The 23832-nt window shown below is 62.4% G+C and carries 23 protein-coding genes and 1 tRNA gene; 15 read left to right on the top strand and 9 right to left on the bottom strand.

The features are described 5' to 3' along the window. Positions 1–66: 66 nt before the first annotated feature. Positions 67–444, bottom strand: a complete 378-nt coding sequence (locus P9230_RS17535) for a hypothetical protein (RefSeq protein ID WP_278120147.1) — start codon at positions 442–444, stop codon at positions 67–69. A 146-nt stretch (positions 445–590) separates the two neighbouring features. Here P9230_RS17535 and P9230_RS17530 point away from each other — a divergent pair, with 146 nt between their 5' ends. From P9230_RS17530 to P9230_RS17510, 5 genes are all read left to right on the top strand, one after another. Then, positions 591–836 (top strand): hypothetical protein, encoded by a 246-nt coding sequence (locus P9230_RS17530; RefSeq protein ID WP_095824759.1) that lies wholly within the window; start codon positions 591–593, stop codon positions 834–836. A 384-nt stretch (positions 837–1220) separates the two neighbouring features. Next, complete coding sequence (locus P9230_RS17525) at positions 1221–3176, top strand: HWE histidine kinase domain-containing protein (protein WP_278120146.1); 1956 nt, start codon at positions 1221–1223, stop codon at positions 3174–3176. 174 nt (positions 3177–3350) lie between these two features. Next, the gene (locus tag P9230_RS17520; RefSeq protein WP_278120145.1) at positions 3351–4820 is read left to right on the top strand and encodes a winged helix-turn-helix domain-containing tetratricopeptide repeat protein; all 1470 of its coding nucleotides are present in this window, start codon (positions 3351–3353) and stop codon (positions 4818–4820) included. Between the two features lie 100 nt (positions 4821–4920). Further along, complete coding sequence (locus P9230_RS17515) at positions 4921–5166, top strand: hypothetical protein (RefSeq protein WP_127216273.1); 246 nt, start codon at positions 4921–4923, stop codon at positions 5164–5166. 317 nt (positions 5167–5483) lie between these two features. Further along, positions 5484–5756 carry a hypothetical protein gene (locus P9230_RS17510; protein WP_278111189.1) on the top strand — a complete coding sequence of 91 codons (273 nt, stop codon included), beginning with the start codon at positions 5484–5486 and terminating at the stop codon, positions 5754–5756. A gap of 189 nt (positions 5757–5945) precedes the next feature. On the opposite strand, the gene P9230_RS17500 is transcribed toward P9230_RS17510, so the two are convergent. Further along, the gene (locus tag P9230_RS17500) at positions 5946–6311 is read right to left on the bottom strand and encodes a hypothetical protein (protein ID WP_278111187.1); all 366 of its coding nucleotides are present in this window, start codon (positions 6309–6311) and stop codon (positions 5946–5948) included. A gap of 1998 nt (positions 6312–8309) precedes the next feature. On the opposite strand from P9230_RS17500, the gene P9230_RS17495 reads away from it, so the two are divergent. Beyond that, on the top strand, positions 8310–8579 hold the full coding sequence (locus P9230_RS17495) for a hypothetical protein (RefSeq protein WP_245459049.1): 270 nt from the start codon (positions 8310–8312) through the stop codon (positions 8577–8579). 689 nt (positions 8580–9268) lie between these two features. On the opposite strand, the gene P9230_RS17490 is transcribed toward P9230_RS17495, so the two are convergent. Beyond that, a tRNA-Gln gene (locus P9230_RS17490) sits at positions 9269–9342 on the bottom strand. A gap of 143 nt (positions 9343–9485) precedes the next feature. Further along, positions 9486–10418, bottom strand: coding sequence for a YbhN family protein (locus P9230_RS17485; RefSeq protein WP_067000626.1), 933 nt, complete (start codon positions 10416–10418; stop codon positions 9486–9488). Positions 10419–10667: 249 nt separating this feature from the next. Here P9230_RS17485 and P9230_RS17480 point away from each other — a divergent pair, with 249 nt between their 5' ends. Both P9230_RS17480 and P9230_RS17475 read left to right on the top strand, forming a co-directional pair. Next, positions 10668–12002, top strand: coding sequence for a Ppx/GppA phosphatase family protein (locus tag P9230_RS17480; protein WP_278120144.1), 1335 nt, complete (start codon positions 10668–10670; stop codon positions 12000–12002). Continuing rightward, the gene (locus tag P9230_RS17475; RefSeq protein WP_067329957.1) at positions 11999–12694 is read left to right on the top strand and encodes an RlmE family RNA methyltransferase; all 696 of its coding nucleotides are present in this window, start codon (positions 11999–12001) and stop codon (positions 12692–12694) included. Before P9230_RS17480 ends, P9230_RS17475 begins: the two co-directional genes overlap by 4 nt. Positions 12695–12739: 45 nt before the next feature. Here P9230_RS17475 and P9230_RS17470 read toward each other — a convergent pair whose 3' ends face one another. Next, positions 12740–14161 carry an MFS transporter gene (locus P9230_RS17470; protein ID WP_127404114.1) on the bottom strand — a complete coding sequence of 474 codons (1422 nt, stop codon included), beginning with the start codon at positions 14159–14161 and terminating at the stop codon, positions 12740–12742. Positions 14162–14374: 213 nt separating this feature from the next. Between P9230_RS17470 and P9230_RS17465 the strand changes: the two genes are divergently transcribed. From P9230_RS17465 to P9230_RS17445, 5 genes are all read left to right on the top strand, one after another. Next, positions 14375–14620, top strand: coding sequence for a type II toxin-antitoxin system prevent-host-death family antitoxin (locus P9230_RS17465; protein ID WP_127217512.1), 246 nt, complete (start codon positions 14375–14377; stop codon positions 14618–14620). After that, a complete protein-coding gene (locus P9230_RS17460) occupies positions 14617–15066 on the top strand; it encodes a PIN domain-containing protein (RefSeq protein WP_278120143.1) in 450 nt (149 codons plus the stop codon). Before P9230_RS17465 ends, P9230_RS17460 begins: the two co-directional genes overlap by 4 nt. Positions 15067–15208: 142 nt before the next feature. After that, positions 15209–16711 carry an IMP dehydrogenase gene (gene guaB, locus P9230_RS17455; protein ID WP_067329968.1) on the top strand — a complete coding sequence of 501 codons (1503 nt, stop codon included), beginning with the start codon at positions 15209–15211 and terminating at the stop codon, positions 16709–16711. 43 nt (positions 16712–16754) lie between these two features. After that, positions 16755–17303, top strand: coding sequence for a hypothetical protein (locus P9230_RS17450; protein WP_245322393.1), 549 nt, complete (start codon positions 16755–16757; stop codon positions 17301–17303). A gap of 14 nt (positions 17304–17317) precedes the next feature. Beyond that, the gene (locus P9230_RS17445) at positions 17318–17737 is read left to right on the top strand and encodes an MAPEG family protein (RefSeq protein ID WP_067000646.1); all 420 of its coding nucleotides are present in this window, start codon (positions 17318–17320) and stop codon (positions 17735–17737) included. A gap of 105 nt (positions 17738–17842) precedes the next feature. Here P9230_RS17445 and rnd read toward each other — a convergent pair whose 3' ends face one another. From rnd to P9230_RS17425, 4 genes are all read right to left on the bottom strand, one after another. After that, positions 17843–18994, bottom strand: a complete 1152-nt coding sequence (gene rnd / locus P9230_RS17440) for a ribonuclease D (protein WP_278120142.1) — start codon at positions 18992–18994, stop codon at positions 17843–17845. Positions 18995–19162: 168 nt separating this feature from the next. After that, positions 19163–20401, bottom strand: coding sequence for an MFS transporter (locus P9230_RS17435; protein ID WP_127847432.1), 1239 nt, complete (start codon positions 20399–20401; stop codon positions 19163–19165). A gap of 129 nt (positions 20402–20530) precedes the next feature. After that, a complete protein-coding gene (locus tag P9230_RS17430; protein WP_278120140.1) occupies positions 20531–21025 on the bottom strand; it encodes an MFS transporter in 495 nt (164 codons plus the stop codon). A gap of 76 nt (positions 21026–21101) precedes the next feature. Beyond that, positions 21102–21305: a hypothetical protein gene (locus P9230_RS17425; RefSeq protein ID WP_278120138.1), complete on the bottom strand. Its 204-nt coding sequence runs from the start codon at positions 21303–21305 to the stop codon at positions 21102–21104. Between P9230_RS17425 and P9230_RS17420 the strand changes: the two genes are divergently transcribed. Next, positions 21297–21764 carry a hypothetical protein gene (locus tag P9230_RS17420; RefSeq protein WP_278120136.1) on the top strand — a complete coding sequence of 156 codons (468 nt, stop codon included), beginning with the start codon at positions 21297–21299 and terminating at the stop codon, positions 21762–21764. The two genes, P9230_RS17425 and P9230_RS17420, sit on opposite strands and share 9 nt — an antisense overlap. Positions 21765–21882: 118 nt before the next feature. After that, positions 21883–23670 carry an aspartate--tRNA ligase gene (gene aspS / locus P9230_RS17415; protein WP_067329976.1) on the top strand — a complete coding sequence of 596 codons (1788 nt, stop codon included), beginning with the start codon at positions 21883–21885 and terminating at the stop codon, positions 23668–23670. Positions 23671–23832 lie beyond the last annotated feature (162 nt).

Genomic DNA, 23832 nt, shown 5'->3' with positions numbered 1-23832 from the left:
AGAAGGCGGGCTGAAGCGATCCGCTTTTTGCAGTAGGACTCCCGAGGAGCGAGAGAGCCGCCTTGGCTAGTGAAGTTTGTCCTTGGAAGGTTTGGCGGCCGACTCGCTCAAGATTTCTTTAAGCGCTTGCTCCAGCTCCAGCCCGAGCCCGATAATGGGCTCGGGAATCGCAATCACGTCATTCCGGCCCGCCACCACTTGCGTCTCGGCCGAAAGCTCCGAGACTGCTTTACCGGCCGATTTCGATAGCAGTCGCGACAGGTGCTGCCGCTGCAATGCGTAAACCTCTTCCAACAGGCTCAGGAGCCTCAATGCATCCTCGATCGGCAGCCTGCTGGTTCTGAGGCAGGCAATCCGCTCGTGCTGACGTGCGATGTGCCGCTCGCCCTGTCGGACGTGGCGCCGCGCCATGCTGATGTGGTCGTGGAGAAGCATTGCCCACAACGCGAAATCCCCCACGTCGTTCCGTTGTGGTTTTGAGGCGCAAATCACAAAGGTTAATGCAGCGAGTTTCTTGCCCGCTTACATGCAGCAAGGCCGCAGTCTGCTCAAGCTTGTCGGTGCCGGTCGGATGATGAGAAGGGAATCTGATGAAGGCAATGAAGAGGGAAAATCGTCGCCGCTTGCTGATCCAACTCCGCCAGCAGGAGATGCGCTATCTAGAGCTGATCGACCAGACGCGAGTGATGATTGCCAAGAGCTCCAGACTGGTCGAGCAATCCAGAAAACTCCTGTTGGTTCAGCGCAGCGGCGCATGCAAGACCAAGCCGGCAATTGTCAGTCTGCCGCCATCCCGACGGTATCGCGTTCGCTGTAGCGCAGACCGCTCGGGCTGACCCCGCGCTCGGGCGCGCTTATTATCCATCTAGGGAGGCGTACCGTCTTGCCGGCGAAGGGGTACGTCACCTTTTCGTCCCTCGAATGAAAGGCGACGAGATACGCTGGCCCGCCGAGCCGGAAATGACGGCAAAACCAAGCTCTGGTTCCCGCGTGGCTCCTCTGTCCACCCCTCGGGCGGGACTCTTTGCAACTCAGTGATTTTCGCTTAGCCGCATTGTCTGGCGCCAAGCGGCCTTCGAACTTGGCCATGTTCAGCAGTGTTAATCCAAGCTTGTCGTTCGCCAGCTTGCGGCTAAGCTTGCAGTATTGGGGAAGACAGGGAAACAGATTTGCCTCGTCGATCGGTACGAGCCCATCTGCTTGGACTAATCGCAGCGGCCGTGTTGCCGGTCTGGCTGTTTGCTGCCTATCTGTTCGTTGCCTACGCCCTGCATGAGCAGTCTCGTATCGAGCAGGAGGCGCTTTGGATTGCTCGTCAGGTGTCGCTGGTCGTTGATGGCGAACTCGTCAATCTCAAGACCCTTCTGGAAGGGCTCTCCAAGTCGCCTGCTCTCGCCAATGATGATCTGCAGGCTTTTAGCAACGAGGCGAGCCGCCTCGTCCAGGGTACGGATCAGGTAATCACGCTGCGTGATCTCGGTGGCCGCGCCTTGGCAAGCACTCAATCCGCCAAGGGCTCCGAGCCTTCGGCCGAACCGCTGACGCCCGAGGAGCGCGAGCACCTGGATCTTGCTGGCGTGCTGGTCAGCAACGTGTTCGCCGCGCCGCGATCGAACGCATACCGGATCGCGGTCACCAGACAAGTGTCGGGCTCGAAAGGCCAGTCGTTGCTGCTTTCGATGTCGGTCCCGACGGAACGCATTCGCCTTGCTATGCTGCCCGCGGTCCCAGCGGGGTGGACGGTCGCTGTCGGTGATCGTGAGGGCAACTACGTTGCAAGGTCCAAGTTGCATGGTGAGGTGACCGGCAAGCCCGGTTTGCCGGAATATTTAGCAAAGGTCGTCGGCCGCTCCGGTACGTTCCGATCTCGCAATTTCGAAGGCACCACGCTGCTGGCCGGGTACTATCGATCGCCCTATTCGGACTGGTTCTACACCGCCAATGTTCCGCTTTCTGATGTTCAGGCACCTCTCTGGTGGTCTCTCGCACAGATTGGCGCAACAGGCCTAACTGCGCTGCTTTTTTCGCTCACTCTGGGCTACGTGGTCGGTAAAACCTTCACCAAGGCGACAGTCGACCTCGCCGCGCGCGCCGATGCGCTCGGCAAAGGGAGCGAGGTCAAACCTATGTCGACGTCTGTCGCCGAGTTCGACACGATTGCCCAAGCCATGATCAAAGCCGGCCGTGCAATCGCGGAACGCACGCGCGAGTTGGAAACCGTTCTGGATACGGCGCCGGTGGCGGTCTGGTTCACCTATGATCCGCAAGCGCGACAGGTGATCCGCAACCGGTTCGCGGCGGAACTGATGGGCCTATCGACGGAGTCCCGGAGATCCTTTGGGACGCCCGACTTGGTGATCGAAACGCTGGCGTACAAGGACGGCCAGACCATCAGCCGGGAAGACCGTCCGCTGAGCAGAGCCATGCGCGGCGAGGAAACGGACAGTGAGGAATTCGCCTATACGCTGCCATCCGGGGTGCAACGCTACCTGCTTTCCAGCGCGCGGCCCGTCCGCGATGCGGCAGGCGCGGTAATAGGCGCTGTCCAGATCAGTCTGGACATCTCCGAGCGCAAACGGAGTGAGGAGCAGCGCCAACTGTTGGTCAATGAACTAAACCACCGGGTCAAGAACACGCTGGCCGTAGTTCAGGCAATCGCGAGCCAGACCATGCGCAGCGCAACCAGCCTCGCGCTCGCAAAGGAGGCGCTTTCGGCCCGGCTGGTTTCGCTGGCACAAGCGCATGATATCCTCACCCGGGAGAATTGGAGCGGTGCCGATCTCAGCACGCTCATTGCCGCCTCGATCGACCCGCATGCCTCTCTCGATCGGTTCGATCTCACAGGCGAGCCGGTTTGGTTGCCCTCGAACGTGGCGCTTTCCTTTGCGCTGGCCATTCATGAACTTACCACGAACGCCATCAAGTATGGGGCGCTCTCCAATCCTACCGGATCGGTCTCGATCTCGTGGCGGTTGGAATACGCAGATGGGGGCCGAATTCTGGTCCTCAAATGGTGCGAGGAAGGCGGCCCGCCGGTCGTGCCTGGCAAACACGGCTTTGGTACGCAACTCCTGCAGCGAGTGTTCGACAGCGAAAGAACGGGCGGGGTTGAGCTGGTCTACGATCGCTCCGGGCTGCGTTGCATTTTTAAGGTGGGATTGGACCGCAGCAAGTAGCGTAAGTGCCGACGCAAACACCAGACGGCGACGAGACCCGCGACGTCTTTCAGCACTACCACCTAGGAAGAATGGAGAGTTTGGCCCGGGAATTTAGGGGGTTGCCTGTTCCGACAACTTCCAAACGTCTAATATGCCCAAATGCAGCGGTGTCGCATCGCCTTCGGTCCGTTCGTGCTCGATCCCGACATGGGGACGCTTCTTAAAGACCAGATCCCGATCACTGTTGGGCATCGTGGGCTGACGCTGCTTGCTGCGCTTACCGCACGGCCCGGTGAGATCCTGACGAAGGCCGAGCTGATGGACGCTGCTTGGCCGGGCACCGCCGTTGAGGAAGGCAACCTTACCGTCCAAATCGCGACGCTGAGAAAGGCACTCGGTCCGGCTGATAACGGCGGTGAGTGGATCGCCACAGTGCCTCGCCTCGGGTACCGCTTCACGGGGACTGTCGAGCCGGTGGCGAGCGCGTCCTACGGAGCGATCCCACCGCCCGGCAAGCCGTCGATCGCGGTGCTGCCCTTTGTCAACTCGGGCGGCGATCCGGACCAGCAGTATCTCAGCGACGGCATAACCGAGGACATAATTACGGAGCTGGCCAGGTTCCGCTCCCTGCTCGTCATCGCACGCAATTCATCGTTTCAGTTCCGTCACCCCGCATTGGACACTGCCGAAGCCCACCGCAAGCTCGGAGTTCGCTACCTCGTCGCAGGCAGCATACGAAAGCTCGGTGATTGCATTCGGATCACCACACAATTGATTGATGCCGCCACCGGCACCCACCTTTGGGCCCAACGGTACGACCGGGCCCTCAACGACATCTTCGCATTGCAAGACGAGGTTGCGGCTCTTATCGCCTCGATGGTCGAAGGCCAAGCCGAGGCCGATTCTGCGAGCCGCAGCAGACGCAAGGGTCCGACCGATTGGGACGCATACGACTACTACCTGCAGGGGCGCGCGCACTTCTACCGATATGAACTGGACAAGGCCGAGCCCCTCTTCGCGCAGTGTATCAAGCTCGATTCGGCATTCGCTCAAGGTCACGCCTTCCTGGCGCAGGCCCTCGTCGGCAGATTTTGGTACGACAACGATCTGCGGACGCTACAGAAGGCCTGGGACGCCGCTCGAACGGCGCTCGCTCTCGACAGGAGCGATGGCGTCTGTCATCAGAGCATGGGGCTGGTGCTTACCCACATGCGCCAACACAGCGATGCGGGAGTGCATTTCGAGCGAGCGCGCTCGTTGAACCCGCTGGACGTGAACATAGCGGGGGATTACGCAAGCTGGCTCAACTACGGCGGACGGGCCGAGACGGCGCTCGACGTGCTCGAAACAGCGCTCCTGCGCGACCCGGTACCACCGATGTGGTTCTGGGAGGTGAAGGGTAGCTCCCTGTTCCTGCTTGGAAGGTACTCCGAAGCCGTCGCTTCGTATCAGAAGGCTGGCGACCAATTCTTCGTCCATGCTTTCCTCGCAGCGTCTTACGCACATTTGGGCGAGACGGAGAAGGCGCGCGCTGAAGTCGAGGAGGCACTGACCAGGAAACACGACCTGACTCTCCGGCTGATTTCAAATCTCCCGTTCGCCGACCATGTCGCCCTCGGGCTTTTCACATCAGGCTTCAGAAAGGCGGGTTTTCCCGCCTGAACGCACCCCAGGGAAGGCTATTTTCACACTCGGAGGGGTGGATGCTTTCCCATCTCTCAAATTTGAATGCGGGTGCAGCTCGTGCGGCCCACAATAATGCATGCCGAACTATCTGTTCGAAGTCTTCCGAAATGGGCAAAGCCTCGGCGATGCTTGGGTCGACCTCGGCAATCTCACCGACCTGCGACGAGAAGCGCTGAAGGCGCTTCACGATATCGCTGCAGACGAAATCGCCTCAAGCGACTTGGATGAGACTGTGACCGTTGCCGTTCATGACGAAGCCGGCAGGCCGGTATATTCCGCAAGTCTCACCGTCTCGCAGCCGTTGCCCGCCTTGAACGGCTAGGAGTCGTCCGCTCATCCTCCAGCGGCAGGAACGCGCCCGGTCGCAGCGAAGCCGGAACTGGTAGTTTGATGAGTGTGGGGGAAAGACGGCAGCGGAAGAGAGCCTTTCCTGCTGCTGATCCATCGGCCGCTCGCCGCCCTGCGCACGAGAGTGGCGTTCCTCTGCAGCATATTGGCTTGGAACACCACCAACCAGCCGGTTGAGCCTGAAGCCGCACATTATTCACCGTGGTGATGAGTGTTTCTGCGTTTTCCAAATTGGACGCGTACAACCTTCTTGGGCGATGGTTCGAGCCCGGGAAGCCCGCAGCGGCGATCGTGGCGCGCGATGGCCGATATGCCGGCACCGCGTTTATAGCGCTGCCCAGCGGCCTCAGGGAACGGCTGTGGAAGCGCGTCCAAGAGGCCAGGGCCTCAAAGCCAGCGCAGCGGGTGCCGAGCGCCTTCGCCGACGATGTCGAATGGGTTAAGCCGGGCATCACCGGCTGGGTGAAATTCCTTCGCGGGGAGCACGCGCTTCGTCATGCGACACTGCAGGATTTCCTCGATGGTAGAAGTTCACCGCCGTGGCGGTCCGCAAAAGAGCAGTAGAAGCGGGAATTTTCAATCCGGCTGAGCTGGAACTCCCGGCCTGGGTCTTCGATGGTTTGAAATATGATGGCCAAACTACGGAGCAGCGTGAGGCCCTAGCTTCCCGCATGATCGCCAACTTCATGGCGGGTATTGTCGACGAGCATGAACCCCTTTCGCTATCCCGGCTCCCTTTAGGCGATACAGGGCTCACATCGCGTCGGCCGGCGCGAAGAAGCAATTCTCGTCTTCTTCGGTCGGATGAAGGCAGATGTGGAAATTGTCGTCGCCAGACGGAATGACCACGTCGTAAGCAACGAAGTATCGGTTTTGGTGAGTGACTCTGTGGTGATCGCCTGGTCGAAGGATGATTACATACCCGTCAGGCCGCGGCGTCACGGCGATGGCGGGGATCTTGCCGCATTCTCCGGTGATGGGATCGCCATGGCAACAGGCAGGTGGATACGTCCAGCTTCTACTGTGGCTATGCGCCAGGGCTAGACCACCATTGAGGGCCGCAGCTGTGACCACAATGCTCGCCAGCCCTGCGCGTTCTCGCGTGCTGACCTGATGCATAGTCGCCCTCGCGTGACCACGTCAACATCTAGATTAGCATCTACTAATATGTTAAGCAAATGCAAGGGTCTTTGCGGGCGAGGCCGGTGCGCACGATTGGTATACGGGCAAGAGGGATTCGGTTCTCCAGTACGATTGCTAGGGCCGTTGACCCCACTTATGAATTTCGAGGCCTATCACAGCTTTAGGTGACCTGTTTTTTCGCCCCGACATGCACAAGTTCAACCGGCCAAAGATAGGACAACAAAACAGATGCCCGCCATCCCAGGCAACGGGATGGCGGGCATCTATCCACTCTCTCATGCCGCCGAACGAAGGGACACATGCTCGCCGGCTCTATCAAATGATGCAGCGACGCGAAGGTTTCAGCACAGGGACCAAAGTGTCCGTCTCTACGACTTCTGTCTGAATAGAACATGGTCGCGACGGCACGGGTCGACCTCGCATTCTATCCGTGCCGTCTCAAAGCATGGAGCCCGCTCGTCCCCCTCAAACGAGCGGGTTCTTGCATGCGACGGATTTCGAGGAAGGACCCGAAGGTAGCGGCCAGATTTTCCTCAGTATGAGCGCGCGGGCTTTGAAATTTCTGGACCGATGGATGGCAGAACATCTGCCAAACGTGAGCACCGAAACCCAGGGGCCATTGCCATCTTGTCGTCGAACTCCTGGCTACTGCCGGGCGTCAGGGCATCGCGCCCAAAGAGATATACGAGGAGTTCGATAGCTTGTTTCACCTTCTGAGCGAAGCGATGGAGCGCCGTAGGGGCGGCTTGGCCCGCTAAAACGGCGACTAGATGCCACTCCACTTACATCATTTCTGAATGACGGTGCGCTTCTGCCCTCGCCAGATAACGGGCCATGTTCAAGCACGGGGGTCTGATGGGTTGTCGCCCTTGAGCGATGCTCCAAGCGGAAAGCCAATGAACCATGGCCGACAAGAAAATAGGCAATGGCGGAAACGGCTTTGAGATCACTATGGTCGCCGTCATCGTCTTCGCCGCGATGGGCTGATCCTGGTCGCAGCTACGGCAATACACTGAATCGCCGCCGAGGAAGCCGCTTCAGCTGTGGAAGGCGTCAGCCGGAAAGACTTGCGTTGCTGTTGGAACATACGCGAGGGTAAGCGGCGGCACGGTTCGTCCCCGGCATCCGAGCCGCCTGCATAAGAGCAACGGTCCGTTCGACTTCCCAAGGCGAGCGGGCTTTTGCGTCCGTCCCGGGCGAGCTGAGGCGCCTAGATGGCGGGTGGCGGCCCGGTAGCCTTTGGGTGTGGCTTAGGGGTGGCCACCGGGCCTTGGCCGGCAGGGCCTATCGGGAACGCCATGCCGGCAAAGAAGTATATGCGCATCTCCTAATAAGCCGAAATTCAGCGAAAAGGGGCTGATCGACATGCAGCACTCCGCGCCGCTCAGAATTTTCCATCCAAGCCTGAACCTGTCCGCCTTTCGGTAGTTGGAAAGGCAGGAGGTTCCATGAACGAAGACACCGGCGATGGGGACTTGAGCGACGCTCCGATGAGATCCCGGCCAGCCGATTGGCCAGAGAGGTAGAGATTTCCGAAGAGCAAGCGCGCGAGCTGATCGAGTTGATCGGGACCGATTGGAATGCGCTGCTTCGAGAGGCTCATTTTCTAAAGGCGCGGCATTGAGCGGACGCGGGGCAGAATTCTTTGCCGAATGGATTGCCGACAACTTGATGCGCGGCAGCGTGGGCGCTGGCTTCCTCAAGAAGCATGCCAGTATTCGGCAATCCTATAACCCGCCGCTCGGTGTGCCCCCACACCCAGCGGCGGGCTAAGGTGACCGGCGCCTTTTCTCGTGGGGGAGAATTGCCTGAGAGCCCGGCGCCGGCCTAGCGACTAGTGGTCCGCCGCATATGCAAGATAGCTAATTTCTACCTCAAAAGGACATGGTGTGATCGCGTAACCTCTTTGGCAATCGCCCCGGCGATCAGGAATAATCCTCACCGGTGCGGCGATCCCAATTTGCGAGGATCGCCATGACAATGAAATTTCCCTTCACGGAAGACACACTCGGCAAAAAGCTGGAGGCCGGGACGGGTCTTTCTGTCTATTGCCTCACTTGCCGGCGGTCGGCGGTATTGGACTTTGCCGCACTGGTGAAACGGCTCGGGCCAGACCATAAATCCCTGCTTTGCGTACCAGTTGATGGGATCGCCTACAGGACTGTTGTTCGATGGCGCAAGAGTGATCGCGTAGGCGTTGAATTCAAGGGCACCGAGCCAAAGCCGAAGTTCCATTACGGTTGAATGCCGGCTCCGGCCTTCCTGTCTCTAGTGGCAGAAATGTCACGCAATCTGAATATGCAGCCCTTCAACTAGGGCGCGCTTATGATCCCTCTTACCGAGGCGTACCGTCTTGGCTGCGAGGGATGCGGGGACCACTGGAGGGCTCGCTGCGGCAACGCAGCGGGCGCTTCGCATGGGAGCGATGGCGATGTGCACCAGAGCAGGGCTAGCATCCAGCTTCCGGGCTTTCTGTCAGCTCACTCTCCGGCTGGACCGCCAGCGCGCGGTCTCGATGTCGTCGCGCGAAATCCCCATGTCGCTGAGCATGTCGTCCGGTGAGTCGCTCAGATCGTCAGTTGCCTTCAATAGCGCCCTCTGATCGGCTCGGCGACCAAACCAATCGACAACGGGACCAGCAACGACTAGAGCAAGGTTCATAAGCATAGGAAGGTTCACAAGCATCACGGCACTCCCTTCACTGCACAAGCTAGGCCGATGCGCCAGGAGCGTATGTGACAGGACTCACAGACCCGTTAGTGCCTGCTAATTCAAGAACGTGCCGAGAACATCACCGCCATTCCGTGTGAGCGGGAATGTTTTGCAATGCACGGAAAACAAGGGCTTAGGTGAGAGCGTGTTGCAAATGTGATGTAACCACGGTCCGGAGACCATGTTTTCATCTAAGGCATTGTTCTGCTTGGATATTTCGTTGGCTGGGGAACCTGGATTCGAACCAGGACTAACGGAGTCAGAGTCCGCTGGTCTACCGTTAACCTATTCCCCAGCAGGCGCGGTCGGCATCGCGCGAAGCGGGCGGCTCAAGCGCCGCGAGCGCTGCCTTGTAGCCGCCATCCGAAAATAGTCAACCCCGCGCCGCAGTTCAACCGCAGCCTTTTTCTCATTCGGTCGCGGGCCGCACGGGAACGCTCAACCTTCGCCGCGGCTGTATTGCGAATGCTCGAAGAACAGCACCACGCCGAGCCCGATCAGCAGCGGGATGATCAGGTAGAACAGGCGGAACACCAGGAGTGCGGCGAGCACGCCGACCGGATCCATATGCGACAGTCCGGCCAGGAAGACGACCTCGAAAACGCCGAGGGCGCCCGGCGCATGCGACAGCAAGCCGACCGAAAAGGATATCATGAAGACGCCCAGCACGACGAAATAGCCGGGATTGCCGGCCGCCGGCAAGGCAAAGTAGATGATGGCCGCCGCCGCGAGCAGCTCGACCGGGCCGATCAGCAATTGCCGCGCCACGATCGGCAGTGCCGGGTAATGCAGCTGGAAGCTGCCGACCTTGAGCGGCCTCAGATGCAGCCAGCTGCAGAACACATAGACCGCAACCAGGATCAGCATGGCAAGGCCGGCGGCTGTTGCCAGCTCGTGGTGCGGGGTCGTGGTGAAACGGTCGACGATCTGCGGCTCCAGCACCAGCACGAGGCCCCCGACAAGCAGGCTGGAGAGCACGAAGGTGATCCAGCAGATCGCCACCAGCACGCCGACATCCTGGCCGGTCAGCCCCCGGGTCCCATAGGCGCGATAGCGGATCACCGCGCCAGACAGCACCGAGCCGCCGATATTGTGCGACAGCGCATAGGTGGTGAAGGAGCAGAGCGTGACGAACAGCCACGAAACTTTCTTGCCGATATGGAGCAGCGCAATGTGGTCGTAGCCGGCGAGGGAGGCATAGGCGACGACGGAACTCAGCGCCGCCAGCACCCAGGCGCGCGGGGGGATGGCGACGATACCGGCCCAGACATCGTCGAGTGAGATGCCGCGCAACTCATGGATGAGCAGCCAGAGCGAGAACACCACGGCCGCTATGCCGATGACCGGCCAGAAATAGCGCGTCCAGTTCATGGCGTCGTCGTCATGCGATTAAGCTCATTGCTATGATGTTGCCCAAACCCGTTCCAAGTCTCATTGAGACATGCCTGATTGAAGCCGGCTATTCAACCGGCATGAGGTGGCCCCTGCGTGACGGCGCCAAAAATCGGGGCATGCGCTCTTGGTGATTGCAAAGCGCGCTGCTAGTCTGTTCTCAACTTGAAACAAATCGAGGTGCCTGCTGCGTCCTTGCTGGTTCGCGCGGCGCCGAAAGGAATCGAAGTGGAAGACCACGATACCGGCGCGGGCGCGTCGGCAGTGGGCGTGTCCGGGGCATCGCCGGCGGTACCGGCGGGCCCGCCCGCGGGGCGTTTCAGCCGCCATGCGGGCGCGCACGCAAGACATGCCGACAATCAAGGCGAGAACCCGAAAGGCAAAACGCGCAAGCGCCGCAAGCGCAGGCGCGGCCGCAAGGTTTTCGCACGCGATGAGAACGGCGGAATACCGTCGCCGGGGCCCGTCGCCGCTCCCGCCAGCCTCGCGCCTGAACCCGCGCCGATCGTCCCCCAGCCGCGACCGTCGCTTCCGAATGGCGCGCGCCCGCCGCATCAGGAACTGCCGGTATTCGCAGCGCTCGATCTCGGCACCAACAATTGCCGGCTGCTGGTCGCGGTGCCCGCCCGCCACGGCCAGTTCCGCGTCATCGATGCGTTCTCGCGCATTGTCAGGCTGGGCGAGGGGCTTTCGGCCAGCGGCCGGCTCGGCCAGGCGGCCATGGACCGTGCCGTCGAGGCGTTGAAGGTCTGCGGAGACAAGCTGCGCAACCGCAAGATCAGGAAGGCGAGGCTGATCGCCACCGAGGCCTGCCGCTCGGCCGAAAACGGCGTCGAGTTCCTCGAACGGGTCGAGCGCGAGGCCGGTCTGAAGCTGGAGATCATCGATCGCCAGACCGAGGCCCGGCTGGCCGTCTCCGGCTGCGGCTCGCTGGTCGAGCGCGAAACGCGCGGCGTGGTGCTGTTCGACATTGGCGGCGGCTCGTCCGAGATCGCATTGATCGACCTCACGCGCGGCCAGCGCTCGCCGCAGCTTGCCAACCACATCGTCTCCTGGACGTCGCTGCCGGTGGGTGTCGTCTCGCTCGCCGAACGTTTCGGCGGCCGCACGGTGACGCGCGAGACCTTCGCCGCCATGGTCGATGACGTTGCGGTGCGGCTCAAGGCCTTCGACGGGCGCAACCGGCTCGCGCATGTGCTCGCCAGTCCGAATTTCCATCTGCTCGGCACCTCCGGCACGGTGACGACGCTGGCCGGCGTCCATCTCGACCTCGAGCGCTACGATCGCCGCCGCGTCGACGGGCTGTGGATGGACCGTCAGAGCGTCGACCGCATGGTGGAAAAACTGATCGGCTGGGATTTTCAGCAGCGCGTCGCCAATCCCTGCATCGGCGCCGACCGCGCCGACCTGGTGCTTGCTGGATGCGCCATCCTGGAAGCGATCCGCGGCGTGTGGCCGTCGGAGCGGCTGCGGGTCGCCGACCGCGGCCTGCGCGAAGGTATATTGAGCGAACTGATGGCCGATGACGGCGTCTGGCGTCATGACGGGCGTGGCCGGCAATGAGCAGGAAGCCAGAGAAGCCGGGCTCGGCCGGCATGCGCGTGTTGAAGACCCGGATCAAGAAGAAGAGCGGCCTGAAGGAATCCTCGCGCCGCTGGCTCGAGCGGCACATGAACGACCCATATGTGCAGCGCTCCAAGGCCGATGGGTACCGTTCGCGCGCCGCCTACAAGCTCACCGAGATCGACGACAAGCATCATCTTTTGAGACCCGGCATGAAGGTGATCGACCTCGGCGCCGCGCCCGGCGGCTGGTGCCAGGTGGCGGCGGCCCGCACGAAATCGAGCGCGGAAAACCCGCATGTCGTCGGCATCGACTATCTTGAGATGGACGCGGTGCCGGGCGCTGTCATCCTGCAGTTGGATTTCCTCGATCACGACGCGCCGCAAAAGCTGTCAGAGGCGCTCGGCGGTCAGCCCGATGTCGTGCTGTCGGACATGGCTGCCCCCACCACCGGGCATCGCCGGACCGATCATCTGCGCACCATGCATTTGTGCGAAGTGGCGGCGGATTTCGCCCTGCAGGTTTTGAAGCCCGGCGGCCATTTCCTCGCCAAGACCTTTCAGGGCGGGGCCGAGAACGAGCTGCTCTCGCGGCTCAAGCAGAATTTCCGCTCGGTTCATCATGTGAAGCCGCCGGCCTCGCGCGACGAGTCGGTGGAGCTTTACCTGCTGGCGAAGGAGTTCAAGGGGTAGCGCCTAACCTTCTCCCCTTGTCAGGAGAGAAGGGAAAGGTGGCGCTCATTTCCCCGCGGTCCCCACCGCCTCCAGCGTCTTCGGCGTCGTCAATTTGCCATGTCCCGACACCGCATTGCCGGCGTCCGGCGCCAGCCGCATGAAGGTCAGCGATGCCGCCGCCGAAACCGCCGCGACGATGAAGAAGGCGATGTGGAAATCGCCAAGCGTCAGCGGGCCGCCATGGATCGAAGTCGACACTTCGAGGATGCCGCCGGCCAGCGCCACGCCGAGCGCGATCGACAACTGCTGGAACACGGCAACGATCGGCGTCGCCTTGCTGGTGTCGGCGGTCGATACTTCGGCGTAGGACAGCGCGTTGACGCCGGTGAAGAACATCGAGCGGATGAAGCCGCCGACCAAAAGGATCGCGAGCATCAGCGCATAGGGGGTTGCGGGGGTGAAAAGGCCGTAGATGGCAATCGAGCCGGCGGCGATCAGCGATCCCCAGACCAGCACCCGCCGGAACCCGGCGAGCCTGAAGAGCAGCGCGGTGACGAACTTCATGCCGATGGCGCCGACCGCGGAGACGAAGGTGATCATACCGGACTGGAACGGCGTCAGCCCGAAGCCGATCTGGAACATCAGCGGCAGCAGGAAAGGCACCGCGCCGATGCCGATGCGGAACAGCGAGCCGCCGAGCACGGAGGAGCGGAACACCTGGTTTCTGAAGAGCTCCAGCGCCAACAGCGGGTTCCTGGCGCGCCGAGCATGCAGCAGATAAAGCACGCCCGAAACCAGGCCGACGGCAACGGTAATGAAGCCAGCGATCGGCGGCAAAGCGGGGAGGCTGACCACCGAGAGGCCGAAGACGATGCCGGACGCCGCGAGGCCGCTGAGCACGAAGCCCGGGAAGTCGAGCGGCGGCGTTTTGGCGGGGTCGGTTTCCGGCAAATAGCGGGTGGCAAGCCAGATGCCCAAAAGCCCGATCGGCACGTTGATCAAAAAGATCCAGTGCCAAGTGAAATAGGTGGTGATGAAGCCGCCGATCGGCGGGCCGACCAACGGCCCGACCAGCGCCGGCACCGTCAGCCATGACATCGCCGCGACCAGCTCGCTCTTCGGCGTCGCGCGCACCAGCACCAGGCGCCCGACCGGCGTCATCATGGCGCCGCCCATGCCTTGCAGGAAACGCGACACCACGAAGGCCGGCAGCGAATTGGAGAAGGCGCAGGCGACCGAGCCGGCAATGAAGACGGCGATCGCGGCGCGAAACACCTTCTTGGCCCCGAACCGGTCCGCCATCCAGCCGCTGATCGGAATGAAGATTGCCAGCGACACGAGATAGGCCGTCAGCGCCAGCTTCAGTGCGATTGGGCTGGTGTGGATGTCAATGGCGATTGCCGGCAGCGAGGTCGCGATCACGGTCGAATCCATGTTCTCCATGAAAAGAGCGACCGCCAGGATGAGCGGGATGATGCGGTTCAAGGGAACGCCCTGATTTGACTTCGCGATTCCGGGCCTGGCTTTGGGGGCGAGCCGGCACGCCGGGGCGGTACCACCAATTGGCCCGGATGTCGCATTAATTTGCGGTCACTTTTGTGCGACCGCAACCCTCGCTGGGAATCATCGCGCGCGCCGCTTGATAAACAGAGCCTCTGTCGTTATTGTAGTGAGAATAACTACAGGTTAGGTGCAGACATGGACGAAACCGTTTCGGCAGCCGATGCCAATCGCAGGTTCTCCCACATCCTGCGTGATGTACGCGAGGGCCACAGCTACGTCGTGACCACCCATGGGCGGCCGGTGGCGCGGATCGTGCCTGCGCAGAAGCACGAGGACGTGGCCTCCCGCTCGCACGCAGCATTGCTGTCGCGCCTCGAACGGCAGCCGATACTCAATGCCGTACACTGGACCCGCGATGAACTTTATGAGGACGATCGGTGAAGGTCGCCATCGACACCAACGTCCTGGCCTATGCTGAGGGCGTTAACAACGCGGAGAAGCGCGACGTCGTTATCGAACTGCTACGCAACGTTCCACGAGAGGCCGCAGTCATTCCGGTCCAGGTGCTGGGCGAACTGTTCAATCTTCTCGTCAGCAAGGCTGGAAGACATTCCCAGGAAGCTCGGGATAAGCTGCTTAGCTGGAGCGACGCCTTCGCGGTTGCCGGAACGACGCCGGAAGTGATGATGAAGGCTGTCGATCTTGCGGCAGACCATCGTTTCGGCATCTGGGATGCTGTCATTCTTTCGACTGCTTCGCAAACGGGTTGCCGGCTACTCCTGTCGGAAGATCTGCAGGATGGCTTTACCTGGGGCGGTGTAACCGTCGTCAATCCTTTTGCATCGCCGCGGCACGCTCTGCTGGATGCTCTCCTAGGTGCGGAATAGGAACCTGAAGCGTCTCGCAACGATCGGCTTTTCATCGCCTGCGGGACGTGTTACCAGCCAGCGCCAATCCTGAAAGGGAAGATGAGAGTCGGCGCTGGCCATTTCGGCCCAGCGCCTTTTCCGCATTCAAAAAGGACTGGCCATGGCAAAAATCATCGAGACGTCCACCGGCGCGCTGGCGCTGACCTTCGACGACGTGCTGTTGCAGCCCGGCCATTCCGAGGTCATGCCCGGCCAGACCGACATCCGCACCCGCATTGCCAGCGACATCGATCTCAACGTGCCGATCCTCTCGGCCGCCATGGACACGGTCACCGAAGCGAGGCTGGCGATCGCCATGGCGCAAGCCGGCGGCATCGGCGTCATCCACCGCAATTTCTCGCCGGCCGAGCAGGCCGAGCAGGTCAGGCAGGTGAAGAAGTTCGAATCCGGCATGGTGGTCAATCCCGTTACCATCGGCCCCGACGCCACGCTCGCCGACGCCCTGGCACTGATGCGCGCTCATGGCATTTCCGGCATTCCGGTGGTCGAGAACGGCGGCACCGGCGGTCATACGGTCGGCCGGCTGGTCGGGATCCTCACCAACCGCGACGTGCGCTTCGCCTCCGATCCGTCGCAGAAGGTCTACGAATTGATGACCCGTGAGAACCTGATCACGGTGAAAGAGAATGTCGACCAGGACGAGGCCAAGCGCCTGTTGCACAAGCATCGCATCGAGAAGCTGGTGGTGGTCGACCGCAAGGGCAATTGCGTCGGCCTGATCACCGTCAAGGATATCGAGAAGTCGCAGCTCAACCCGCACGCCACCAAGGACGCTCAGGGGCGGCTGCGCGCCGCGGCCGCCACCAGCGTCGGCGACGACGGCTTCGAGCGCGCCGAGCGCCTGATCGATGCCGGCGTCGACCTTCTGGTCATCGACACCGCGCACGGCCATTCGCAGCGCGTGCTGGACGCGGTGACGCGGGCGAAGAAGCTCTCCAATTCGGTGCGCATCCTGGCCGGCAACGTGGCCACCGCCGAGGGCACGCAGGCGCTGATCGATGCCGGCGCCGACGCCGTCAAGGTCGGTATCGGCCCCGGCTCGATCTGCACCACCCGCATCGTCGCCGGCGTCGGCGTGCCGCAGCTGTCGGCGATCATGTCGGCGGTGGAGACGGCTGAGAAGTCGGGCGTGAGCGTCATCGCCGATGGCGGCATCAAATATTCGGGCGATCTCGCCAAGGCGCTCGCCGCCGGCGCAAGTGCCGCCATGATCGGCTCGCTGCTTGCCGGCACCGACGAGAGCCCGGGCGAGGTCTATCTGCACCAGGGCCGCTCCTTCAAGGCTTATCGCGGCATGGGTTCGGTCGGCGCCATGGCGCGTGGCTCGGCCGATCGCTACTTCCAGGCCGAGGTGCGCGACACCTTGAAACTGGTTCCGGAGGGCATCGAAGGACAGGTTCCCTACAAAGGACCTGTGGCTGGCGTGCTGCACCAGCTTGCGGGCGGCCTGAAAGCCGCTATGGGTTATGTCGGTGGGCGCGATCTTGCCGAGTTCCGCGAACGCGCCACCTTTGTGCGCATATCAAACGCCGGACTTCGTGAAAGCCACGCCCATGACGTCACGATCACCCGCGAAAGCCCGAACTATCCGGGCGGACTTTGATCAGGCAGACGAGCGGCCGGATCGCTTGGGGCTATGGCGCAACCTGATCGTCACGGTGTTGCGCCTGTCGCGTCACGCGGCGGCGCTCTCGATTGGGTCCGCGGCGATCTTCATCGCCATGACGGCGCTCGAGTTCTTTTATTTCCGCCACCTGAGCGGCGGGCTTCCTTCGCTCGACATGCGTGTTACCGGCTTCACGCCGGATGAGGGCATGGCATGGCTGACGGCGCTCGGCCGGCGCGGCAGCGAGATCATCATCGTTTGGCATTATCTGACGTTTGATCTGCTCTTCCCGGCGCTGCTGTCGCTCACCTTGCTCAGCCTGATCCTGGCCTTCGGCAGGCGGCTGAGCACTTTCCGCTCCATGCCCGCGCAATTGAAGGCGCTGTCGGCACTGGTCCTGGTGTTGCCCTATACGATCGCCGACTACGCGCAGAACTTCGCCGTGGCGCGGCTTTTGTCGGATTTCCAGTCGGCCAATCCCGACTCGCTGGCCTTCGCCTCGTCGCTGACCGTGACAAAGTTCACGCTTCTGGCGATCCCCTTCGCGGTCGTTGCGGTCCTGGCGCTTGCCGGGCAGCGGCGGCGTTAAACGGTAGGGGCAAGATGAACCAGACCGCCATCTTCTGGCCGATGCTGGCGCAGGTGCTGCTGGTCTACATCGTCTATCTGGTGATGCTGAAGCGGCGTTATCTTGCCGTGAAGTCCGGCGAGGCCAAGATCAGCCAGTACAAGGTCCGCTCGACCGAGCCGGCCTCAAGCGTTACCGTCGCCAACAACCTCATCAACCAGTTCGAGCTGCCGGTCCTCTTTCACGTGCTATGCTTGGCGCTGTTCGTTACCAATGGCGTGAATTACCTGACGCTGACGCTGATGTGGCTCTTCGTCGTCACGCGCTATGTGCACGCCTGGGTGCATCTCACCAGAAACTATCTGCTGCACCGCAGCCGCGCCTTCTTCCTCGGCGCGGGCATCCTTCTCGTCGCCTGGATCTGGTTCGCGCTGCACCTGCTTGGGGCGGTGTAGATTGATGCATGTCGCCCAGAAGCGTGCGCGGTTCTGGGACAACGACACGCCATGAAATTCAAGTATTTGAAGGGGTTGCCGGAATCCGTTTCGGCGCGACGCGCTTTAAAGGTCGAACACCGCTATCCTGCGCTTGTCGAACTTGATGCCGATCTCGCCGCGCACCAGTCTAAGCGCCTGTTCGCCAAACACGGCACGCCGCCAGCCTTGCAGCGCCGGCACGTCGGCGGCATCACCCTCGGCGGCGATGCGGTCGATGTCGTCGCTCGAGGCGAGCACCTTGGAGGCGACGCCTTCCTTCTCGGCGACAATCCTGAGCAGCACCTTGAGCAGTTCCGCCGCCGCGCTCGAGCCCTCCGGCGGCTGGAATGTCTTCGGCAGTTTGGGCATCGCTTCCTTCGGAAGGGAAAGGGCGGTGTTGACGGCGCTGAGCAGCGCGGTTGCCGTCTCCGAACGCTCCCTGCCCTTCGGCGTCGTCCGCAGCCGCCCCAACGCAGTCGCGTCGCGCGGCGCCTGTTGCGCGATTTCGTAGATCGCATCGTCCTTGAGCACGCGGCCGCGCGGCACGTCGCGCTCGCGCGCCTCGCGTTCGCGCCATGCCGCCACCGCCTGCACGATCGCCAGCTCCTGCGGCTTGCGCAGCCGCATCTTCAGCCGCTTCCAGGCATCCTCCGGATGCGGATCGTAGGTCTGGCGCGAGGTGAGGACGTCCATCTCCTCATTGAGCCAATGGGCGCGGTCCTCGCGCTTCAACTCGGCGCTGAGGTGCTCATATACCTTGATCAGGTGGGTGACGTCGGCGAGCGCGTATTCGAGTTGCTTGTCGGAGAGCGGCCGGTGCCGCCAGTCGGTGAAACGCGAGGATTTGTCGAGCCGCGCGCCGGTGATGCGCTGCACCAGCTGATCGTAGGAGACGCTGTCGCCGAAGCCGCAGACCATGGCCGCCACCTGCGTGTCGAACACAGGATGCGGCACTAGGTCGCCCAGATGAACGATGATTTCGATGTCCTGGCGTGCGGCGTGAAAAACCTTGACCACCGCTTCGTTGGCCATCAGCCGGAAGAAGGGTTTGAGGTCGATGTCGGGCGAAAGCGGATCGATCAGCGCCGTCACGCCTGGCGCGGCCATCTGGATGAGGCAGAGGATCGGCCAGAAGGTCGTTTCGCGGATGAATTCGGTGTCGACGGTTACGAATTCGTACTTTTCGAACGCCGCGATGACGCTCTCGAGTTCTTTCTGGGTGGTGATGACGTGCATCAATTCGCTTTTGGCATCATATCAGGCCTCTTCAATTTCAGCCGCAAGCGCTTTCGTCAAGCCGCAGTTAGAGCAATTCCAGGAAAAGTGACGAACAGTTTTCCGTCCGTAATTGCGTAAAATCAAAGAGATAGAGCGGTTCGGCGTGTCCGCGAAACGCTGAAACGCCTAATCCTGCTTGTCTGAATCGCCACCCCGCCGCGCCAGCCGCGCGAATAGCGTCGACGTGCGCAAAAGCGCGGTGAAGCGGCTGCGGCTGCCGGCCGGCACACTCGACCGCACCTGCATGCGGTAGAGGATCACAATGATGAGAACGGCATAGACGACGGCGTTGAAAACGAACAGCGCGCTCGGCCCGAAATGTTGCATCACCGCCGAGGCCGCAATCGGACCGCCGATCGCGCCGAAGGAGTAGAACAGCATCAGCGCCGCGTTGATCAGCACGAATTCGCCTTTGCCGGCCCGGTCGTTGGCATGCGCGGCCGATAGTGAATAGAGCGGCATGGCGAAGCTGCCGAAGATGAAAACGATGATGAAGTTGAGGAACGGGTCGGCGCGCGCCACGAAGGCCAGCGCCAGCGCGGCAAGCATGGCGCAGCACGTCGTCGCCAGCAGCACCGAGCGGCGGTCTCGGCGGTCGGAGAGATAGCCAAGCGGATATTGGATGAGGGCGCCTCCAAAAATGCCGACGCTGACGAAGGTCACGACATCGGCAACCGACATGCCGATCTCCTCGGCATAGACCGGCGACAGCGTGCGAAAGGCGCTGTTTGTGACGCCGACGGCGATGCAGCCGATCGAGCCGAGCGGCGAGATCCGCCAGACGCGCGGCAGGTCGAGCTTGACGTCTTCCGGAGGCGCCGGGTTCGAGCGGTCCCCGAGCGAGACCGGCACCAGCGAAAAGGTGATCATCATCGACATGACGGCGAAGATGGCGAAACCGCCGGCGCCGAAGATCGGAATCAGGAATTGCGCGCCGGTAACCGAGCCGATGTCGACCATGCGATATATGGCGAGCACCCGCGCGCGGTCCTTGTTGCCGACGCCGGAATTCAGCCAGGCTTCCATGACGGTGAACAGGCCGGCAAAGCAGAAGCCGCCGGCAAAGCGCACCGCGCACCACATGACGGGGTCGATGACGAGCACCAGAAGCAGCGTGCCGACCGAGGCGATCGCGGCCAGCGCGGCAAAAGTCCGGACGTGGCCGACCGCCTTCAGGATACGCGTGACGGCCAGGCAGCCGAGCAGGAAACCGGCGAAATAGAACGTGCCCATCAGGCCGATATCGGAAGCGGAAAAGCCTTCCTGCGCCCCGCGCAAGGCAATCAGCGTTCCCTGCAGCCCATTGCCGCCAAGCAGGATGCCTGCGGCAATCAGGAGCGGAATAAGCGGACGGATGGACGACATTAAAGAGAGGCAATCACGGATCTGTGACCTCTTCTTGGACCATAGATCCTGTCAACGCCAGCGGCAAATGCAACTTCACATCCTTGCACCCGGCCGAGGAGATGGGCTGCCAATTGGGGTAGGGGTGTCCTAAGCCTTGCCGGCCCGTATTTCTATCTCCAGCTCGACCGTAGCAGGTGTCTTGCCCGGAAACGCATGGATGTTCTCCACGGCCGGCCTCCGGCCAAGTGAACCTACCGTCAGCAGGCTGAGCGCGATGAAGGGGATGCCGATGCCATAGGCGGAGCGGATGCCCCAATGGTCCGATACGAAGCCGAGCAGCGGCGGGCCGAGCAGGAAAGCGATGAAGGAAATCTGTGAGAGCGCCGCGACGTTGATCGCCGCCGGGCGATCCGTCCGTTGCGCGGCGGCGGAGATCGCCAGCGGGAAGAGGGCGCTGCTGCCGATGCCCAACAGGGCAAAGCCAAACATCGAAACGGCCGGCAGCGGCGAGAAGAAGACGATGAGCACGCCGGCCGCCATCGCTGCCAAGAGCACGCGCGCGACCCCGCTTGGCGAGTGGCGGTCGACGAAGGAGTCGGCGAAAAGGCGTGTGGTTGCCTGCGAGAAGGCAAACAGCGCCACGGTCAAGCCCGGCGACGAAGGGGCCGGAGTCGAAGACGGTGCGCATGTAGATCGCCGACCAGTCGATGCTGGCGCCTTAGAGGAGCATCGCCGAAAGCGTCACGGCGACCAGGACCAGGATCGGCAATGTCGGCCGCGCGAACATCGGCGCCTTGTCGCCGGAGCTGGCGAAGCGGGCGGGCGCCGGCTCGAAGCCGCCGAGAAACAGGGCCGTTGCAATGGTCACCATCGGCACCACCAGCGCCAGATGCAGCTGCGGCGACAGGCCGAGATGCGCCATGGCGCCGCCGAACAGCCCGGCGCCGAAGAAGCCCGCGCTCCAGAGCTGACGGTCGCTACCAATTCGCCGGGCGTCGCATCGGCACTCGCCGATCTGCCCCTGGTCGAGCTGTTTGTGCTGGGCGGCAGGTATGTCCGCGACCTCGGCACCTGTGTCGGCGGCGATACGCTGGCCGCCGTGGCGCAGCTTGGCGCCGATCTGTACTTCCTTGGCTCCTGCGGCCTCGATGCCTCGCGTGGCGTCACCGCCTTCGATTCGGCGGAAGCGGAGGTCAAGCGCGCCATGGCCGGGAATAGCGCCGGCATCGTGATCGTCGTCACCAACGACAAGCTCGCCACCGCGGCGCCTTATCGCGTCGCCGCGCCCGACGCGATAAGCCATCTGGTGGTGGACAAGACGGCGCCTTCACCCATCCTTGCCGATTTCGAGCGCCTGGGTGCCGAAATCCACTTTGCCTGACCTGGGGCACCGCGCCTGCGTGTGACCGCTTGCCTTGACAAAGCCGGCCTCTCATGCGCTTTTCGCGCCAATTTTCGAGCCGGGCTTTCGCCCGCAATTCCGGACTCCACCAATGACAATGCATCGTTACCGCAGCCACACCTGTGCCCAATTGAGAAAGACCGACGTCGGCAATTCGGTCCGCCTGTCCGGCTGGGTGCATCGCGTGCGCGACCATGGCGGGCTGCTCTTCATCGATCTGCGCGACCATTACGGCCTGACCCAGATCGTCGCCGACCCGGACTCGCCGGCCTTCAAGGTCGCCGAGACGGTGCGCGGCGAATGGGTGATCCGCATCGACGGCGAGGTCAAGGCGCGCCTGCCGGAGACCGTCAACGCCAATTTGCCGACTGGCGAGATCGAGATTTTCGCGCGCGAGATCGAAGTGCTCTCGGCGGCCAAGGAGCTGCCGCTGCCGGTGTTCGGCGAGCCTGAATACCCCGAGGACATCCGCCTGAAATACCGCTTCCTCGACCTGCGCCGCGAGACGCTGCACAGGAACATCGTTGCGCGCACCAAGATCATCGCCGAGATGCGCAAGCGCATGGGCGAGGTCGGTTTCACCGAATTCTCGACGCCGATCCTGACCGCGTCGTCGCCCGAAGGCGCGCGCGACTTCCTGGTGCCGTCGCGCATCCATCCCGGCACCTTCTATGCCCTGCCGCAGGCGCCGCAGCAGTACAAGCAGCTGATCATGGTCTCCGGCTTCGACCGCTACTTCCAGATCGCGCCCTGCTTCCGTGACGAGGATCCGCGCGCCGACCGCCTGCCCGGCGAGTTCTACCAGCTCGACCTCGAGATGAGCTTCGTCGAGCAGGATGACGTGCTCTCCACCATGGAGCCGGTGCTTCGCGGCGTCTTCGAGACCTTTGCCGCCGGCAAGCCGGTGACTCAGCAATTCCGCCGCATTCCCTTCGACGAGGCGATGCGGACCTACGGCACCGACAAGCCGGACCTGCGCAACCCGATCGAGATGCAGGCGGTCTCGGATCATTTCCGCGATTCCGGCTTCAAGGTCTTCGCCAACATCCTGGCCAACGATCCGAAGGCCGAAGTCTGGGCTATCCCCGCCAAGACCGGCGGCAGCCGCGCCTTCTGCGATCGCATGAACTCCTGGGCGCAGGGCGAGGGCCAGCCAGGCCTCGGATACATCTTCTGGCGCAAGGAGGGCGACAAGCTCGAAGGCGCCGGACCGATCGCCAAGAACATCGGTGAGGAACGCACCGAGGCGGTGCGCCAGCAGCTTGGCCTTGCCGATGGCGATGCCGCCTTCTTCGTCGCGGGTGACCCGAAGAAGTTCGTTTCCTTCGCGGGCGCCGCGCGCACCCGCGCCGGCGAGGAATTGAACCTCGTCGACCGCGATCGCTTCGAACTCTGCTGGATCGTCGACTTTCCGTTCTTCGAATGGAACGAGGATGAGAAGAAGATCGACTTCGCCCACAATCCGTTCTCCATGCCGCAGGGCGGCATCGACGCGCTCGGCGGCCAGGAGCCGCTGGGCATCAAGGCGTTCCAATACGACATGGTCTGCAACGGTTTCGAGATCGCATCCGGCGGCATCCGCAACCACCTGCCGGAGACCATGGTCAAGGCCTTCGAGATGGTCGGCCTCGATCGCCAGACGGTCGAGGAGCGCTTCGGCGGCCTCTACCGCGCCTTCCAGTATGGCGCGCCGCCGCATGGCGGCATGGCGGCCGGCATCGACCGCATCGTCATGCTTTTGGTCGGCGCCAAGAACCTGCGCGAGGTGACCATGTTCCCGATGAACCAGCAGGCCTATGACCTGCTGATGAACGCCCCTTCGGAGGCCACCCCGCAGCAGCTTCGGGAGCTGTCGCTGCGCGTCGCCGTCGCGAAGAAGGACTGACGCGGGGGCTCATCCTGAATCGATGGTAGCCCCGGGAGCGATTGGCGGCTGGCCATCGCTCCCAGAGCCATTTTCTCAAGGATTGGGTCAGAGCGTGTGGGCAACCGCCCGGATTTCAACCAATTGCTGCGGGAATGCCAAACCCGAGACCCCGAGGAGGGT

The organism is Mesorhizobium sp. WSM4887, assembly GCF_029625865.1.
GTDB lineage: Bacteria > Pseudomonadota > Alphaproteobacteria > Rhizobiales > Rhizobiaceae > Mesorhizobium.
The sequence above is the reverse complement of the archived record's forward strand: the minus strand, read 5'-3'. Positions and strand labels throughout refer to the sequence as shown.